The 17925-nt window shown below is 66.3% G+C and carries 16 protein-coding genes; 10 read left to right on the top strand and 6 right to left on the bottom strand.

Features of this window, described 5'->3' with window-relative positions:
* Positions 1–201 precede the first annotated feature (201 nt).
* Both AC1DJN_RS14600 and AC1DJN_RS14595 read right to left on the bottom strand, forming a co-directional pair.
* A complete protein-coding gene (locus AC1DJN_RS14600; RefSeq protein ID WP_025877091.1) occupies positions 202–426 on the bottom strand; it encodes a YbdD/YjiX family protein in 225 nt (74 codons plus the stop codon).
* Positions 426–2507, bottom strand: coding sequence for a carbon starvation CstA family protein (locus AC1DJN_RS14595; RefSeq protein ID WP_025877093.1), 2082 nt, complete (start codon positions 2505–2507; stop codon positions 426–428). Before AC1DJN_RS14595 ends, AC1DJN_RS14600 begins: the two co-directional genes overlap by 1 nt.
* 269 nt (positions 2508–2776) lie before the next feature.
* On the opposite strand from AC1DJN_RS14595, the gene AC1DJN_RS14590 reads away from it, so the two are divergent.
* Positions 2777–3628: a pirin family protein gene (locus AC1DJN_RS14590; RefSeq protein ID WP_032977239.1), complete on the top strand. Its 852-nt coding sequence runs from the start codon at positions 2777–2779 to the stop codon at positions 3626–3628.
* 201 nt (positions 3629–3829) lie between these two features.
* Here AC1DJN_RS14590 and AC1DJN_RS14585 read toward each other — a convergent pair whose 3' ends face one another.
* The 4 genes from AC1DJN_RS14585 to AC1DJN_RS14570 form a co-directional block, all read right to left on the bottom strand.
* Entirely contained in the window at positions 3830–4288 is a 459-nt protein-coding gene (locus tag AC1DJN_RS14585) for a hypothetical protein (RefSeq protein WP_025877096.1), read from the bottom strand.
* Positions 4289–4484: 196 nt separating this feature from the next.
* Positions 4485–5204 (bottom strand): aquaporin Z, encoded by a 720-nt coding sequence (gene aqpZ, locus AC1DJN_RS14580; RefSeq protein ID WP_032951977.1) that lies wholly within the window; start codon positions 5202–5204, stop codon positions 4485–4487.
* Between the two features lie 121 nt (positions 5205–5325).
* Positions 5326–6189, bottom strand: coding sequence for a pirin family protein (locus AC1DJN_RS14575; protein ID WP_442252312.1), 864 nt, complete (start codon positions 6187–6189; stop codon positions 5326–5328).
* 647 nt (positions 6190–6836) lie between these two features.
* A complete protein-coding gene (locus AC1DJN_RS14570; protein ID WP_025877101.1) occupies positions 6837–8900 on the bottom strand; it encodes a 3-hydroxyacyl-CoA dehydrogenase NAD-binding domain-containing protein in 2064 nt (687 codons plus the stop codon).
* Positions 8901–9135: 235 nt separating this feature from the next.
* Here AC1DJN_RS14570 and rpoE point away from each other — a divergent pair, with 235 nt between their 5' ends.
* From rpoE to recO, 9 genes are all read left to right on the top strand, one after another.
* The gene (gene rpoE / locus AC1DJN_RS14565) at positions 9136–9756 is read left to right on the top strand and encodes an RNA polymerase sigma factor RpoE (RefSeq protein ID WP_025877103.1); all 621 of its coding nucleotides are present in this window, start codon (positions 9136–9138) and stop codon (positions 9754–9756) included.
* Positions 9753–10628: a sigma-E factor negative regulatory protein gene (locus AC1DJN_RS14560; RefSeq protein ID WP_025877105.1), complete on the top strand. Its 876-nt coding sequence runs from the start codon at positions 9753–9755 to the stop codon at positions 10626–10628. Before rpoE ends, AC1DJN_RS14560 begins: the two co-directional genes overlap by 4 nt.
* 76 nt (positions 10629–10704) lie before the next feature.
* On the top strand, positions 10705–12243 hold the full coding sequence (locus AC1DJN_RS14555; protein WP_442252308.1) for a DegQ family serine endoprotease: 1539 nt from the start codon (positions 10705–10707) through the stop codon (positions 12241–12243).
* Between the two features lie 184 nt (positions 12244–12427).
* Complete coding sequence (lepA, locus tag AC1DJN_RS14550; RefSeq protein WP_080148860.1) at positions 12428–14221, top strand: translation elongation factor 4; 1794 nt, start codon at positions 12428–12430, stop codon at positions 14219–14221.
* 54 nt (positions 14222–14275) lie between these two features.
* Positions 14276–15070: a signal peptidase I gene (lepB, locus tag AC1DJN_RS14545; protein WP_025877111.1), complete on the top strand. Its 795-nt coding sequence runs from the start codon at positions 14276–14278 to the stop codon at positions 15068–15070.
* Between the two features lie 34 nt (positions 15071–15104).
* Positions 15105–15488, top strand: coding sequence for a DUF4845 domain-containing protein (locus AC1DJN_RS14540; RefSeq protein WP_025877113.1), 384 nt, complete (start codon positions 15105–15107; stop codon positions 15486–15488).
* Positions 15478–16158 (top strand): ribonuclease III, encoded by a 681-nt coding sequence (gene rnc, locus AC1DJN_RS14535; RefSeq protein WP_025877115.1) that lies wholly within the window; start codon positions 15478–15480, stop codon positions 16156–16158. The genes AC1DJN_RS14540 and rnc overlap by 11 nt, the downstream gene beginning before the upstream one ends.
* Entirely contained in the window at positions 16155–17051 is an 897-nt protein-coding gene (gene era, locus AC1DJN_RS14530) for a GTPase Era (RefSeq protein ID WP_478039366.1), read from the top strand. The genes rnc and era overlap by 4 nt, the downstream gene beginning before the upstream one ends.
* An 18-nt stretch (positions 17052–17069) precedes the next feature.
* Entirely contained in the window at positions 17070–17789 is a 720-nt protein-coding gene (gene recO / locus AC1DJN_RS14525; RefSeq protein ID WP_442252306.1) for a DNA repair protein RecO, read from the top strand.
* Positions 17790–17925: the final 136 nt, after the last annotated feature.

Here is a 17925-nt window from a genome sequence, read left to right as displayed (position 1 = left end):
GTGTGGGCTTGCAGGACCGTTGGCGCCATGGATGGCGCCATCGAGCCCCCATGGACGGGTTTACGGCGTGTCCTGCAAGCCCACACCGCCCCGCCAAACCCACAGAACCCCAGAGCCGACGCTCCAGCAGTTGCGGTTGCAGTTGATGTTGCCGTTGCCTCTGCGGGCGCCGGGCTGCAAGCCCGGCACCCACCGGGAACCTCAACAGCAGCGACCACCGTTGCGCCCGCCATACCGCGCTTCCTGCCGCTCGCGGAAGAACGTCTTGTAGTCCATCGGCTCGCGGTCCGGATGCTTCTCCCGCACATGCCGCACATAGTTGTCGTAGTCGGGAATGCCGCAGCACAGCCGTGCCGTCTGCACCAGGCGTCGCCAGATCCGGCGATGCGCCTGGTACTGCCCCACCGGAACCAGTTGTGTACTCATTACAGGTCCACCATTTCATGCGGCTTCAGCGCCACGTACGGGGTCTCGCGGTCGCTGCGCTGCGGATTGCGGCGCGCCGCCACGATCGTCTTGATCGAATACACCAGCACCGACGCCACCACCAGCAGGAACAGCGCGGTCAAGCCGGTGTTGACGTAGGCGTTGACCACGATCTGCTGCATCTGTGCGACCGACTTCGCCGGTGCGGTGATGGTGCCGCTGGCCAACGCGTCCTGGAACTTGTGTGCCTGTGCCAGGAAACCCTGCGCCGGGTTGCTGTCGAAGATCTTGATGAAACCGGCATAGGTGGTGCAGATCAGCAGCCACACCGCCGGCACCGCGGTGACCCACGCGTAGCGGTCACGCTTCATCTTGAACAGCACCACCGTACCCAGCATCAGCGCGATGCCCGCCAGCATCTGGTTGGAGATGCCGAACAACGGCCACAACGTCTGGATGCCGCCGAACGGATCGACCACGCCGGTGTACAGCAGGTAGCCCCACAGCGCCACGCAGCCGGCAGTGCCGATGATGTTGGCGGTCCACGACTCGGTCTTCTTCAGCGCCGGCACGAAATTGCCGAGCAGGTCCTGCAGCATGAAACGACCGGCACGTGTGCCCGCATCCACCGCGGTGAGGATGAACAGTGCTTCGAACAGGATGGCGAAGTGGTACCAGAACGCCATCATCGCGTCGCTGCTGCTGGGGATCGCCTCATGCAGGATCTGCGCGATGCCCACCGCCAGGGTGGGTGCACCACCGGCACGATGCAGGATGGTCGGCTCACCGATCGCTGCCGCCGTGGCGGTCAGCTGTTCGGGGGTGATGGTGAAGCCCCAGGTATTGGTGATGTAGTGTGCGGCCGATGCGGCATCGGCACCGATCACCGCCGCTGGGCTGTTCATCGCGAAGTAGATGCCCGGATCGATGATCGAGGCCGCCACCAGCGCCATCACTGCCACGAACGATTCCATCAGCATGCCGCCGTAGCCGATGTAGCGCATGTGCGCTTCATTGGCCAGCAGCTTGGGCGTAGTGCCCGAGGAGATCAGTGCATGGAAACCCGACACCGCGCCGCAGGCGATGGTGATGAACAGGAACGGGAACATGCCGCCTTTCCACACCGGGCCGTCGCCGCTGGCCGCGAACTGGGTCAGCGCCGGCATCTTCAGTTCCGGCATCACCACCAGGATGCCGATGGCCAGCGCGATGATCGTGCCGATCTTCAGGAAGGTCGACAGGTAGTCGCGCGGTGCCAGCAGCAGCCAGACCGGCAGCACCGAGGCGACGAAACCGTAGCCGATCAGCATCCAGGTAATCTGGGTGCCGGTGAAGGTGAACGCCGGGCCCCAGGTCGGGTCTGCCGCCACCTTGCCACCGAACCAGATCGCGGCGAGYAGCAGCACCAGGCCCACCACCGAGATCTCACCGATCTTGCCCGGCCGGATGTAGCGCATGTAGACGCCCATCAGGATCGCGATGGGCATCGTCGCGATCACCGTGAACATGCCCCACGGGCTTTCCGCCAGTGCCTTGACCACCACCATCGCCAGCACGGCCAGGATGATGATCATGATCAGGAAGGCACCGAACAACGCGATGGTGCCGGGCACCTGGCCCATTTCCTCGCGCACCAGGTCACCCAGTGAACGGCCGTTGCGGCGGCTGGACAGGAACAGAACCATGAAGTCCTGCACCGCACCGGCCAGCACCACGCCGACCACCAGCCACAGCAGGCCGGGCAGGTAGCCCATCTGCGCGGCCAGCACCGGGCCGACCAGTGGGCCGGCACCGGCAATGGCGGCGAAGTGGTGGCCGAACAGCACGTGCTTGTTGGTCGGTACGTAGTCCAGGCCATCGTTGTTGATCACCGCCGGGGTGGCCCGGGTCGGATCGAGCTGCATCACCTTGTCGGCGATGAACAGGCTGTAGAAGCGGTAGGCAACCAGGTACAGCGATACCGCCGCGACCACGATCCACAACGCGTTGATGTGCTCACCGCGCCGCAGCGCCACCGTGCCCAGGCAGAACGCGCCGAGCAGGGCGAGGGCCGCCCAGCCTATTTTGGAAAAACCTTTCATGAGGTGCTCTCTCCCGGAAAGACAGGCAAAGAGTCCCGCGTGCCCCTGGCAGGGTCAATGTGCACGGGACCATTCGGCGGTAGTACTTTGGTCGTACATGGGTGTGGCAGGTGGCGATGTTCCTTCGCAGCCGACAACGCAGGCGGTGCCGGCGTGCGGACATGACGTGCGGCGAACACCAGGGATGGAACAATCGGTTGCGACGGCATCCATTGGCGTTGCGCGCTGCAGCGTCCATTTTTAGCGGCATCCATCCAACAGGAGTCACCATGAGCCTTCCCGAGCCGGTCCGCGTCCTGCGTACCATCCGTGGCATGCCCACCTCCGACGGTGCCGGTGTTCGCCTGACCCGGGTCATCGGCGGCCCCTCGCTGCCCGACCTCGATCCGTTCCTGCTGCTCGACGAATTCGGTACCGATCGCGCCGAGGACTACATCGCCGGTTTCCCCGAGCATCCGCATCGTGGTTTCGAGACCGTCACCTACATGCTCGATGGCCGCATGCGGCATCGCGACAATCACGGCAACGAGGGCCTGCTGACCCCCGGCAGCGTGCAGTGGATGACGGCCGGCCGTGGCCTGGTGCATTCGGAGATGCCCGAGCAGGAAAGCGGGCAGATGCGCGGCTTCCAGCTGTGGGTGAACCTGCCGGCGCGCGACAAGATGACCGCGCCGAAGTACCAGGAATTCGCTCCCGAAAAGATCCCGGTGGTGCAGCCGGCCGAAGGCGTGCAGGTCAAGGTGATCGCTGGCACGGTCGAGGGCACGGCGGGGCCGATCGCGCAGCCAGCCACCGATCCGCTGTATCTGGACATTGCACTGGAGGCCGATCGTGCCTGGACCTACTCCCTGCCCGAAGGCCACAACGCGTTCGTCTATGTGTTCGAAGGCGGGTTGACGGTGGGCGAGCAGGATGCGGCGCGCGACGTGGCGCGGCAGGAACTGGCGGTGCTGGGCGGCGGCGAGCAGCTGCATCTGTCGGCAGGCAGCGACGGTGCGCGGTTGATCCTGGTGGCGGGTCGTCCGTTGCGCGAGCCGGTGATGCGGCATGGCCCGTTCGTGATGAACACCCGCGAGGAATTGATGCAGGCCTTCGTCGATTTCCAGGAAGGCAGGTTCTGAGGTCGCGCTGCGGGCCATGCCCACAGCGCATCGGTAGCGCCGGGTCATGCCCACAGCACATTGGTAGCGCCGGGCCATGCCCGGCGGATGTCCAGGTCCAGAAGAGCCGACACGGCCGAAAGCCGCCGGGCATGGCCCGGCGCTACCGATGGATCGGGTGGAAGTGCGGGAATGCTGCCAGGCAGTCATCCCCGCAGCGCCTCAGCGGCCGTCGGCCACGGCAGAGGGCGTCAGGTTCATGCCCTGCGCAAGCTGCTGCAGCGTGCCCAGTTCCTGGGAACTGTCGGGATACAGCGCGATCTGCGCGTAGCGGCCCTTGTCCAGCTTGACCACGCTGATGCGGCGCTCGGCATAGCCCGGCGGCTGCTGGCCGCCCAGATCCGGCTGGTACCAGTACATCGATTCACCGGCAAAGCTGCCTTTTTCCTGGCGCAGCGAGCGGGTCAGCGGAATGCCCGGATCGCGCTGGCTGAGCATCAGGCTCAGTACTTCGCGCCCGTCACTGGTGGCCGCGCGGCAGACCAGGAAGCCGGACTGTGCCTGCTGCTGCCATTGCAGGCCGCTGCTGGCGGGCAACGAAGGACAGTCGACCGGGGCCTGCGCGCAGGCAGACGCCGCAACGAACAACAGGCTCGACAGAACAACAGGCGCGAACTTCATGCATCCCCCAAGGTGGCGTGTCGTTGGCACCGCCGGTGACACCGGCGGTCGAGGCATCCCATCCCCGGATGCCGTCCTGCCCGGCGAAAGCACGGGCGGATGACCAGACCTTAACGGAACGTGAGCGATCGCACAAATCGCGGTTACATCCGTAACCATTGCGGCCGAGGGTCGGCCGCAATGGCACGGTCATGGCTCAGCGGTCGTTGCCGATCCACTTGTAGATGATGCCGCCGATCGCACCGCCCAGCAGCGGGGCGACCCAGAACAGCCATAGCTGGCCGGTTGCGCCACTGCCGGCGAAGAAGGCCACCGCCGTGGAGCGGGCCGGGTTCACCGACGTATTGGTCACCGGAATGCTGATCAGGTGGATCAGGGTCAGGGCCAGGCCGATGGCCAGCGGCGCGAAGCCCGCCGGCGCCTTGCCATGGGTCGCGCCCATGATCACGATCAGGAACACCGCCGTGAGCACCACTTCGCACAGGAACGCGGCCGCCACGCTGTAGCCGCCGGGTGACAGCGCGCCATAGCCGTTGCTGGCGAACGCGCCGGCCTGGCTGCCATCGATGGCGAAGCCGCTGGCACCGGAGGCGATCTGCAGCAGGATGAAGCCGGCCAGCAGGCCGCCGGCCACCTGCGCGATGATGTAGGGCACCAGATCCCGGGTCGGGAAGCGCCCACCGGCCCACAGGCCCACGCTGACCGCTGGATTGAAGTGCGCACCGGAGATATGTCCGAACGCGTAGGCGCCGGTCACCACGGTCAGGCCGAAGGCCAGGGCCACGCCGAGGAAACCGATACCCAGCGGATTGCCGTCGCCACCGAACTTGGCGGCCAGCACCGCACTGCCACAGCCACCCAGAACCAGCCAGAACGTGCCGAGGAACTCGGCGGACAAGCGTTTACCCATGCTCATGTGTTGCACTCCTTTGACGGTCTAAAGTGTGATTTATGTCACATTTCAGTGATCAGCGGGTGACTGTAGCGTCAACGCCGGGTGCAGGGATACACCTTCGGATGTGTGCAACACGCGATGCTCAGTACTGGGGCAGGGGAATGAATTCCTTGTCGTCGCCGGGAATGGTGCCGAAACGTCCGGCTTCCCAGTCGTGCTTGGCCTGCTCGATACGTTCCTTCGAACTGGACACGAAGTTCCACCACAGATGGCGCGGGCCATCCAGCGGTTCGCCGCCGAACAGCATCGCCTTCACCGGCGTCTTCGCCCGCAGGCGGCCGCGCGCACCGGCTTCGGGAATCACCAGGTGCTGGGGGGGAATGTCCACACTATCCAGCTGCGCTTGGCCCTCGAGGATGTACAGCGCACGTTCGCGGTGGCCATCATCGATGTCGATCTCCGCATCCGGGTCCAGGTCGATCGCCACGTTGAGCGTGTCGGCGAACACCTTGACCGGCGACTCCTCGCCATAGGCGCGTCCGGCAATGACGCGCAGCCAGGCGCCGTTGCGGCGCTGCTCGGGCAGCGTGGCGGCGGCATGGTGGTAGAAGGCCGGTTCGATTTCCTCATGCGACTTCGGCAACGCAACCCAGGTCTGCATGCCGTGGATCGGGTTGTCATGGTCGCGGTCCGGTTGCGGCGTGCGCTCGGAATGGGCGATGCCGCGGCCGGCGGTCATCCAGTTGACGTCACCGGGACGGATCACCTGGTCCGAGCCCAGCGTATCGCGGTGGCCGATGGCACCGGACCAGAGGTAGGTGACGGTGGCCAGGCCGATATGCGGGTGCGGGCGCACGTCGATGGCGGTACCGGGGTGCATGAGTGCCGGGCCCATCTGGTCGACGAACACGAACGAACCGATGCTGCGGGCCTGCAGGGTGGGCACGGCGCGGCGCACTTCCAGGCCGCCGATGTCGTGCACGCGCGGGGCGATGATGGTGGTCATGCGGGCGTTCTCGCTGGCAGGGATCAAGGCGGTCAGCATCGCATGTGGTGGTGGCGGTGACATTCCCCGTCCGGGTAACAGGTTGTTCCAGCCAACGGCGCAGCCCCTCGTGGCTGTGGGTTGGTCGCTGAAGGCAAAAGCAGAAGCCGCGCTTGGCCGGGCGGGTGGGTGGCGCAGGACACGCCGTAAACCCGTCCATGGGGGCTCGATGGCGCCATCCATGGCGCCAACGGTCCTGCGCCACCCACCCGCCCGGCCTCTGACGGTTTCCGGGTGCTGTCCAGCCACGGAGAAGAAAAAAGAAAATCAAAATCAAACTCAAACGCCGGTCGCTTCGCTCGCATCCACGCATGGCGTGGACCAAGCGTGTCGACCAAGGTCGACACCTACCAGCTCCCGAAGGTCACCGACCGTCACCGGGAAACTGTCASRGGTGGGGCGGTGTGGGCTTGCAGGACCGTTGGCGCCATGGATGGCGCCATCGAGCCCCCATGGAYGGGTTTACGGCGTGTCCTGCCAACCCACACCCCCCCGCCCAACAAACAGAAAAGCCAGAGCCGGCTGTTGCTCCGGCTCTGGCTCTGGCTTCGGCTGTTGCTGTTGCTGTTGCCTACGCGGGTGCCGGGCCGCAGGCCCGGCTGATCACATCAAACCACCGGTTCGCGCAGTACCGGGTTGTCCCAGCCCGGGCGCGGTGCGAAGCGATCACCGTGGCGCTGCTGCAGCGCCTTCAGGCGCTCCACGATGGCATCGGCACCCACCGCACGGATGTGCTGGATCGGACCGCCGCGGAACGGTGCGAAACCGGTACCGAAGATCACGCCCGCGTCCAGCAGGTCCGCGTCGGCCACCACTCCTTCGTGCAGGCACGCCACCGCCTCGTTCAACAACGGCAGGATCAGGCGATCTTCCAGATCGGCAGGCGCCTGATAGTCGCGCGCCACGTCCGGCTTCTTGGCCCGGCCGTTCTCCCAGGTGTAGATGCCTTGGCCATCCTTCTTGCCGCGCTTGTCCGGTTCCACCGTCTGCAGCGCCGCCGGAATCTGCAGGCCCAGGAACGGGGCCAGTTCCTTGCCCACGCCAGCGGCCACGTCCAGGCCTACGGTGTCGATCAGTTCGATCGGGCCCATCGGCATGCCGAACTTCACCGCCGCCTTGTCGATCACCGGGCCCGGAATGCCTTCAGCGTATGCGGTGGCCGCTTCCAGCATGTACGGGAACAGCACGCGGTTGACCAAGAAGCCGGGCGTGCCGGCCACCGGCACCGGGAACTTGCCCAGCGCCTTGCAGAAGGCTGCCAGGCGACGCTCGGTTTCGGCCGCCATGCCGTCGTGATGGATGATCTCCACCAACGGCATCTGGGCCACCGGGTTGAAGTAATGCAGGCCGGCGAACTGCGCCGGGCGCTGGATGTGATCGCGCAGCTCCACCAGCGGAATCGACGAGGTGTTGGTGGTCAGCAACGCGTCGAGCTTCATCTTCGGCTCCAGCGTCTGGTACAGCGCACGCTTGGCTTCCGGGTTCTCGATGATCGCTTCGATGACCAGATCGGCCTGCGCCACGCCATTGCCTTCCAGGTCCGCACGCAGGCGCGCGGCGACGGCCGGACGCTTGCTCTCGTCACGCACCTTCTTGGCGAACAGTGCCTGCGCACGCTCCATGGCCGGGTCGATGAAGCGCTGCTCGCGGTCCTGCAGGGTCACTTCAAAACCCTTGTAGGCGGCCCACGCAGCAATGTCACCGCCCATCACGCCAGCACCGACCACGTGCACGTGGCGGATGCCGGAATCGCCACCGCCCAGGCCCTTCAGGCGTTCGGTGAGGAAGAAGATGCGGATCAGGTTGCGCGCGGTCGGCGTGCTGGCCAGCTTCACTACGGCGCGTCGTTCGGCATCCAGGCGTGCCTGCACCGGCTTGCCGCCGCTGCGCTGCCAGGTGCTGATCAACGCATACGGCGCCGGGTACTGGTCCTTCTTCGCCTTGCGTGCGACCTGCTTGACCATCTGCGGGGCCAGCAGCTGGCGTGCCGGCCAGGTATTGGTCGCCCAGGCCAGCGCACGCTGCTTGAACGGGCGGGTGGTGCCGGACAGTGCCAGCGCCACGGCGGTGTCGAGCACGACGGCCGGTGCCACCACCTTGTCGACCAGCCCGATGCCGCGTGCGGCCGAGGCCGACAGCGTGCGTCCGGTCAGCATCATGTCCATCGCCGCCGGTGCGCCGACCAGCTGCGGCAGGCGCGCGCTGCCACCCCAGCCAGGGAAGATGCCCAGTTGGGTTTCCGGCAGGCCGATGCGGGTGGAACTGTCATTGGATGCAACGCGATAACGGCAGGCCAGGGCCAGCTCGGTACCGCCGCCCAGGCAATGGCCATGGATGGCGGCCACGGTCGGGCAGGGCAGTTCTGCCAGCTTCTGGTAGGTCGACTGGCCGCGGCGGATGGCGTCGTTGACGGTGCCGCGGCGATCGAACTCCTGGAACTCCTTCAGGTCGGCACCGGCGATGAAGCCTGCCTTCTTGAGGGACTGGATCACCACGCCCTTCGGTGGGTCCATGGCGATGCGCTCCAGCAGGTCGCCCAGCTCCAGCAGCACATCCTGCGACATTGCGTTGACACTGCTGTCCTGACGATCCAGAGAGAGGACCACCACGCCATCGTCGCGGATCTCGGGGTGCCAGTGGCTGAAGCGGAGACCATCGAAGCTTGAGAGCATGGACGTTCCATCCGGTTGTGTATGGAGAAGGGGGCTATGATCCAGAGGTTGTTTCCCCCGCGTCAAATCCCAATAGCAGGGGTGTGGCGCCCCGGATCGCAGGCCTTGGACCGGAACGTTAACGGAACGGTGGTTAAAAGCTGGTGCGGCGCCAGGTGATCGGCGACTGAACTTTTCCCGGGATTGRCAGTCTCATTGCCCGACGTCGGTTGGGCTGACAGGAGTGCGGCCCCTCATGGCCGATGTTGATACACCTCAGGAGCTGGATCTGGAACTGGTCCGGCGCGTGCAGCACGGCGAGAGTGCCGCCTTCGATGTCCTGGTGCGCAAGTACCAGCATCGGGTCGTGGCCCTGGTCGGTCGCTACATCGCCGACTGGAGTGAATGTCAGGACGTGGCCCAGGACACTTTCATCCGTGCGTACCGTGCGATTGGAAGCTTCCGCGGCGACGCCCAGTTCTCAACCTGGTTGCATCGGATCGCCGTGAACACCGCCAAAAACCACCTGGCTTCGCACAATCGCCGCCCGCCGACCGATGACATCGACATCGGCGACGCCGAGCAGTTCGACAGCGGCACGCGCCTGCGCGACACCGATACGCCCGAGCGCGAGTTGATGCGCCAGGAACTGGAACAGACGGTGATGAAGGCCGTCAACGCGCTGCCGGAAGAACTCCGGTCGGCGATCACCCTGCGCGAGGTGGAAGGCCTGAGCTACGAGGAAATCGCGCAGAAGATGGGGTGCCCGATCGGCACCGTGCGTTCACGGATCTTCCGGGCGCGCGAGGCGATCGACACCGAACTCCGGCCGCTGCTGGACATCGGCAGTGCCACCCGCGAGAAGAGCCGTATATGACCCGCATTCCGAACAACGAATCGCACAACCACCAGTCTCCCGCCGGGCAACGCCTGGACGAACGCCATCGCCAGCAGTTGTCGGCGCTGGTCGACGGCGAGCTGGGGGCAGACGAGGCGCGCTTCCTGGTGCGCCGCATGGAACACGATCCGGAACTGGCTGGCTGCCAGGAACGCTGGCAGCTGCTGGGTGATGTCATGCGCGGCCAGGCGTCGCTGCTGGCACCGGCCGGTTTCAGCGCCGCCGTGGCTGCCGCCATCGCCGCCGAGCCCGCACCGCTGGCCGAGCCGAAGCGTCAGGCCCGCCGTAGTGGTTGGCGTGCATGGGGCGGCGGTGCGCTGGCCGCTTCGGTTGCCGCCGTAGCGCTGTTCGTCGGCCGCGAAAAACTGCAGGAGGCGCCGCCGGTGGATGTCTCCGCACCGCAGGTGATCGCCAGCCAGGCGCAGTTGCCGCCGGCATCGGAGCAACCGGCTGCCGTCACCGAGGCGTCTGTGGACACTGCTGCGATGGCCGTGGCCAGCGTGCCGGCGGTGGCCATGGCCGCCGCCAGCCGTCGCCAGGATGTGCGCCGCGCCAGCGCCACCCGCAGCCAGCAGGCCGCACGCGTGGCCCAGCGCGATGACGTACCGCTGCGCGCGGTTGCCAGCCAGGCGCCGCTGACCCCGACCATGCCCGCCGGTAGCGCGCGCAATCTGCCCTTTGGCGAGGTCGGCAACCTGCAGGCACGGCCGTGGCCGCGCTCCAGCCTGGCGCCCGCCGCCGGTGGCGCCCTCAATGCCAGTTTCCCGGCCCATGCCGGTGGCGCTGCGTTCTATCCGTTCGAGCCACGCCTGCAGGACGACCTGCCGGCGTCGCAACGCCCGCGCGACTGAGCCGGGTACCGTTCCACGCCCCGCCGTCGGCGGGGCGCTTCTTTCCCTTTCCATCCGACCCGGAGGTTGCCGTCCGATGACTCCCCGACTCCGCACGCATGCCATTGGCCTGTTCGCCCTGACCCTGCCGCTGGTGGCCTGTGCCCAACCGGCGGCGCCTGCCGCCCAGCCGCAGGCCGCCGCCGCCGCTGCGGCCCCACGCGCACCGGCGCAGCCGTTGGTCAGCGGTCTGCCTGACTTCACCAACCTGGTTGAGCAGGTCGGCCCCGGTGTGGTCAACGTCGACACCACCATCGTCCGCAGCAACCGCCAGGCCCGGGGCGGCATGGGCCCGGGTGATGACGAGATGCCCGAGTTCTTCCGCCGCTTCTTCGGCCCGGATTTCCCGATGCCCGGGCAGGGCCCTGGCGGGCAGGACGGCGGCCCCAGCATCAAGGGCCGCGGCATGGGCTCGGGCTTCATCATTTCGCCTGACGGCTACGTGCTGACCAATTACCACGTGGTCGCCGACGCCAGCGAAGTGAAGGTCAAGCTCGGCGATCGTCGCGAGTTCACCGCCAAGGTGATCGGCAGCGACCAGCAGTACGACGTCGCCCTGCTGAAGATCGACGGCAAGAACCTGCCGACCGTGCGCGTGGGGGATTCCAACAGCCTGAAGCCCGGTCAGTGGGTTGTCGCGATCGGCTCRCCGTTCGGCCTCGACCACTCGGTTACCGCTGGCGTGGTCAGTGCCCTCGGCCGCAACACCGGTGGGCCGGACCAGCGCTATGTGCCGTTCATCCAGACCGACGTGGCGATCAACCAGGGTAATTCCGGCGGCCCGCTGCTGAACACCCGTGGTGAAGTGGTCGGCATCAATTCGCAGATCTTCTCGGCCTCGGGTGGCTACATGGGCATCAGCTTCGCGATCCCGATCGATCTGGCGATGAGCGCGGTCGAGCAGATCAAGAAGACCGGCAAGGTCACCCGTGGCCAGCTCGGCGCGGTGGTGCAGGAAATCGACGGCCTGAAGGCGCAGGCGATGGGCCTGCCCGACAGCCGCGGTGCGCTGGTCAACCAGATCGTGCCGGACAGCGCTGCGGCCAAGGCCGGGGTCAAGATCGGTGACGTGATCCGCACGGTGAACGGTGCGCCGGTCAACAGCTGGTCCGATCTGCCGCCGCTGATCGGTGCGATGGCACCGGGCAGCCGCGTCACCCTGGGCGTGATCCGCGATGGCAAGCCGCGTGACCTGAGCGCGACCCTGACCGCTCTGGCCGAGGACGCGCAGGGCAATGGCCGCAGCCCGTCCGCAGGCAATGACACGGCGGCTCCGCAGGCCGGCGCCAATGCCCTGCTGGGGTTGGACGTTGCCGACCTGACTGCGCCGCAGCGCAAGCAGCTGGGCCTGGAGGCGGGTGAAGGTGTCCGCATCACCGCCGTGAAGGGCGAGGGCGCCCGTGATGCCGGCCTGTCCGGGGGCATGGTGATCCTGCAGGTGGCCAGTACCCCGGTCGGCAGCGTTGAAGCCCTGAACCGCGCGCTGTCCGGCTATAAGAAGGGCGATGTGGTCATGCTGCTGGTCCGTACCGGCAGCGGCAACAGCGCCTTCGTCGCGGTCAAGGCCGGCCCGTAACAACCGATGGCCGCCTTCACGGCGGCCCTCGTGGTGTCCCCGAAGCCCCGCCCTGGCGGGGCTTCGGCCATTCCGGGGCCGTGCCGGCAGGCCAACCACGCGGCGGCCCTCCGGGCATGCGATAATCGACCGTTACCCTGACGACGCCGCGCGCCGCCGCCACCTCTCTATGTCCTCTGATTCGATGCGGAACATCCGCAACTTCTCCATCATCGCCCACGTCGACCACGGCAAGTCCACGCTGGCCGATCGCATCATCCAGCTCTGTGGCGGCCTCCAGGCCCGCGAGATGGAAGCGCAGGTGCTCGACTCCAACCCGATCGAGCGCGAGCGTGGCATCACCATCAAGGCGCAGTCGGTGTCGCTGCCGTACGTGGCGAAGGACGGCCAGACCTACCACCTGAACTTCATCGACACCCCCGGCCACGTCGACTTCTCCTATGAAGTCAGCCGCTCGCTGGCCGCCTGCGAGGGCGCGCTGCTGGTGGTCGATGCGGCCCAGGGCGTGGAAGCGCAGTCGGTGGCCAACTGCTACACCGCGGTGGAGCAGGGGCTGGAAGTGGTGCCGGTGATCAACAAGATCGACCTGCCCACCGCCGATATCGAGCGCGCCAAGGCCGAGATCGAGGCCGTGATCGGCATCGATGCCAGCGACGCCGTGCCGGTCAGCGCCAAGACCGGCCTGAACGTGGTCGACGTGCTGGAAGCGATCGTGCATCGCATTCCGCCGCCGGTGCCGCGCGATACCGACAAGCTGCAGGCGCTGATCATCGACTCGTGGTTCGACAACTACCTGGGCGTGGTCTCGCTGGTGCGCGTGATGCAGGGCGAGATCAAGGCCGGTGACAAGCTGCAGGTGATGTCCACCGGCCGCAACCACCAGGTCGACAACGTCGGTGTGTTCACCCCGAAGCGCAAGGTGCTGCCGGCACTGCGCGCGGGCGAAGTGGGCTGGGTCACCGCCAGCATCAAGGACGTGCACGGCGCGCCCGTCGGTGACACCCTGACCCTGGCCGGCGATCCGGCACCGAAGCCGCTGCCCGGCTTCCAGGAAATGCAGCCGCGCGTGTTCGCCGGCCTGTTCCCGGTCGATGCCGAGGACTACCCGGACCTGCGCGAAGCGCTGGACAAGCTGCGCCTGAACGATGCCGCGCTGCGCTTCGAGCCGGAAAGCTCCGAAGCGATGGGCTTCGGTTTCCGTTGCGGCTTCCTCGGCATGCTGCACATGGAAATCGTGCAGGAGCGCCTGGAGCGCGAATACAACCTGGACCTGATCAGCACCGCGCCGACGGTGGTGTATGAAGTCCTGAAGACCGATGGCACGATCATCAACATGGACAACCCGGCCAAGCTGCCGCCGGTGAACCATGTGCAGGAGATCCGCGAGCCGATCATCCGCGCCAACGTGCTCACCCCCGAGGAGTACATCGGCAACATCATCAAGCTGTGCGAAGAAAAGCGTGGCAGCCAGCTCGGCATCAACTACCTGGGCAGCCAGGTGCAGATCAGCTACGAGCTGCCGATGGCCGAAGTGGTGCTGGACTTCTTCGACAAGCTGAAGTCGGTCAGCCGTGGCTATGCTTCGCTGGACTACCACTTCGTGCGCTTCGATGCCGGTCCGTTCGTGCGCGTGGACGTGCTGATCAATGGCGACAAGGTCGATGCGCTGTCGCTGATCGTGCACCGCAGCCATGCCGATCGTCGTGGCCGCGAGCTGTGCGAGAAGATGAAGGACCTGATCCCGCGCCAGCAGTTCGACGTGGCCATCCAGGCCGCCGTCGGCTCGCAGATCATCTCGCGCACCACGGTCAAGGCCATGCGCAAGAACGTTCTGGCCAAGTGCTATGGTGGCGACGTTTCGCGCAAGAAGAAGCTTCTGGAAAAGCAGAAGGAAGGCAAGAAGCGCATGAAGCAGGTCGGCCGCGTGGAAATTCCGCAGGAAGCCTTCCTGGCCGTGCTGCAGATGGACAACAAATAAGCCCCGAAACCGGCCTTCGGGCCGATCGTCCGGTGACGTTGCAAAGGACCCTGAATGAAACTGTTTGAGATCCTCCTGGTCGTGCTGACCCTGGCCTCCGGCCTGATCCTGCTGGCCGACAAGCTGTACCTGGCCAAGCGTCGCGCCCAGCGCGCCGGCCTGCTCGACACCGAGCCGGTGCTGGTGGACTACTCGCGTGCGTTCTTCCCGGTGCTGGCGATCGTGCTCATCGTGCGCAGCTTCATCGCCGAGCCGTACAAGATCCCGTCCAGCTCGATGATGCCGAACCTGCTGATCGGCGATTTCATCCTGGTCAACAAGTTCTCCTATGGCCTGCGCCTGCCGATCACCAACACCCGCTTCGTGCCGGTCGGCGATCCGGCCCGTGGTGACGTGGTGGTCTTCCACTTCCCCGGCCATGGCGACAACGACCCGGCCAAGGGCGAGAACTTCATCAAGCGCGTGATCGGCGTGCCGGGCGACACCGTCGTGTTCGAAGGCGACGGGGTGATCCTCAACGGCGAACCGCTGAAGTACGACAACAAGGGGATCTATGCCGGCCACAAGGGCCAGGGTGAGGGCGCCAACCTGCTGGTCGAGCACCTGCCGGGCCGCACCCACACCGTGCTGGAGACCGACTATCCGCGTGGCCAGGGCCAGTGGACCGTGCCGGCTGGCAAGTACCTGGTGATGGGCGACAATCGCGACAACAGCGACGACGGCCGTTTCTGGGGCCTGCTGCCGGAAGAGAACCTGCGCGGCAAGGCATTCCTGATCTGGCTGAACTGCCAGGGCTGGTTCTGCAAGGACGGCTTCGAACCGTCGCGGATCGGCTCGAGCATCAAYTGACTTCACATCCACTCGCGTATCTGGGGAGAACGCAATGAAGACGATGAACACGCAGCGCGGCATGACCCTGACCTCGTTCCTGACGGTCCTGATCGTGGTTGGCTTCTTCCTCTACATCGGCATGAAGCTGTTCCCGATGTACCAGGAGTATTACGCGGTGCGCTCGGCGATGAAGAGCCTGGCCAAGGAACCGGGCATCGGCAGCATGGCGCCGGCCAACATCCAGGAACTGTTYTTCAAGCGGCTGTACATCAACTACTCGGACAACGTGAAGCCGGCCAACGTCAAGTTCGACCGTCGCGACAATGGCTGGACCCTCAAGGTCAACTACGAAGTGCGCCGCCAACTGGTCGGCAACCTGGATGTGGTTGGCAAATTCGATTCTTCCCAGGACCTGACCCGTAGCGGTGCCGAATAAATCTTTCCAACGTGAAGACCTGATCGGTCACGCCTTCCGCGACCCAGACCTGCTCAAGCAGGCGCTGACCCATCGCAGTGCCGGCGCGCCGCATAACGAGCGGCTGGAGTTCCTTGGCGACAGCATCGTCAACATGATGGTCGCCGAGGCGTTGTACCTGCGCTGGCCCAAGGCGGACGAAGGCGCGATGACCCGCGCCCGCGCCGAGCTGGTCCGCGAGGGTGCGCTGGCGGTGATCGCGCGGACCCTGCAGCTGGGTGACCGGCTGACGATGGGCCCCGGCGAAATGAAGTCCGGCGGCCATCGCCGTGACTCGACCCTGGCCGATGCATTCGAGGCCGTGGTTGCTGCGATCTACCTGGACGCGGGTTTTGAAGCCTGCCGGGCGATGGTCCTGCCCTGGTTTGCCGCCTCGATGGAGGCGCTGCCGGCCACCGGGCGACCGGAGAAGGACCCCAAGACCCGCCTGCAGGAATGGCTGCAGGGCCGACAGAAGGCGTTGCCACAGTACGAACTGGTGTCAGAATCCGGTGACGACCACGCCAAACACTTCCGGGTACGCTGCAACGTAGCCGACCCCGCCGCCAGCACCGAGGGCGAAGGCTCCTCGCGGCGGATTGCCGAACAACAAGCGGCTGCGGCCGTCCTTGAACAACTGGATTCCAAGTGAGCGAACAAACTCCCCATCATTGCGGCAGCGTGGCCGTCATCGGCCGCCCCAACGTGGGCAAATCGACCCTGACCAATGCCTTGGTCGGGGCCAAGGTCAGCATCGTGTCCAACCGGCCGCAGACCACCCGTCACCGCCTGCTGGGCATCGCCACCTACCCGGAAGGGCAGCTGGTGCTGGTCGACACGCCCGGCCTGCACAAGGTGCAGAAGCGGGCGATGAACCGGGTCATGAACCGCGCTGCCCGCGGCTCGCTGGAAGGCGTCGACGCCGGCCTGCTGGTGATCGAAGCCGGTCGCTGGGACGAAGAGGACAGCCTGGCCTTCAACGTGCTGCGCGACGCCGGTATCCCGGTGGTGCTGGTGGTCAACAAGATCGACCGCATGAAGGACAAGGGCGCACTGCTGCCGTTCCTGCAGGAAGTGACCGCCGGCCGTGATTTCTCGTCGGTGCATCCGATTTCGGCGCAGAAGCGCAACGGCCTGGAAGCCCTGGTCCGTGACGTGCTGGCGCTGTTGCCGGAAGCCCCGCCGATGTTCGGCGAAGACGAGATCACCGACCGCAGTCAGCGCTTCCTGGCCGGCGAACTGGTGCGTGAACAGCTGATGCGCCAGTTGGGCGAAGAGCTGCCGTACGCCACCACGGTGGAGATCGAGCGCTTCACCGAGGACGGCAACCTGCTGCGCATCGGTGCGGTGATCTGGGTCGAGCGCGAAGGCCAGAAGGCGATCGTGATCGGCAAGGGCGGCACCCGCCTGAAGGAGATCGGGGCCAAGTCCCGCCTGCAGATGGAGCGTCTGTTCGGTGCCAAGGTGTTCCYGGAAACCTGGGTGCGCGTGCGTGAGGGCTGGTCCGATGACGAGGCCGCGCTGAAGGCCTTCGGCTACGAATAAGCCGCGACGGTCGCTTCGATGCTGATCGAGGACGACACCGGCTTCGTGCTGCATGCGCGGGCCTATCGCGAGACCAGCCTGCTGGTCGAGGTATTGAGCGCCGAGCACGGCCGGATCGGCCTGCTCGCGCGCGGTGTTTCCACGGCCAAGGGCCAGGTGCTGCGAGCGGCCCTGCAGCCACTGCAGTGGATCCGCTTCAGCGCGCTGCAGCGTGGCGAACTGGCCCAGCTGCGCGGTGCTGAAGCGCTGGATGTGGCGCCGCGCCTGCTCGGCCAGGCCATGCTGGCCGGGTTCTATCTCAGCGAGTTGACCCTGCGCCTGGCACCGCGCCATGACCCGCTGCCGGAGTTGTACCTGGCCTTTGGTGAGGCGCGTGCGCGCCTGGCCGTGGGGGCCGGATTGGCCTGGACCCTGCGCCGTTTCGAACGCGAGCTGCTGGCGGCGCTGGGCGTGGGTTTCGATCTGGAGACCGCCAGCGATGGCCAGCCGATTGACCCGGCGGCGCGCTATGAACTGGACCCGCAGGAAGGACCGCAGCGCCTGCTCAGCGAGCGTGGCGGCGAGCGTCGCGCAGCGGCTACCGGCTCGGCACTATTGGCCCTGGCAACCGACGACGAACCGGGCGCAGCCGATCTGGCCAGCCTGCGCCTGCCGATGCGGCGGGTGCTGGCCCATCACCTGGGCGCGCGCGGGTTGAAGTCGTGGGAGATGCTGGAGCAGCTGACACCCCGGCGTTGAGGGGTGTTCGGCAGGGCTTGCAGCCCTGCACCTGCCGAATCAACGTCAACGTCAACGGCAAAAGCTGGCTATCCGTGGGTAGGCGGGGTGGGTCCGGTAGCGGGGGACGCCGTAAACCCATCCCTGGGGGCTTGGC

The organism is Stenotrophomonas sp. 05L414_2 (genome assembly GCF_056397905.1).
This window is presented reverse-complemented; position numbering and strand designations above follow the sequence as displayed.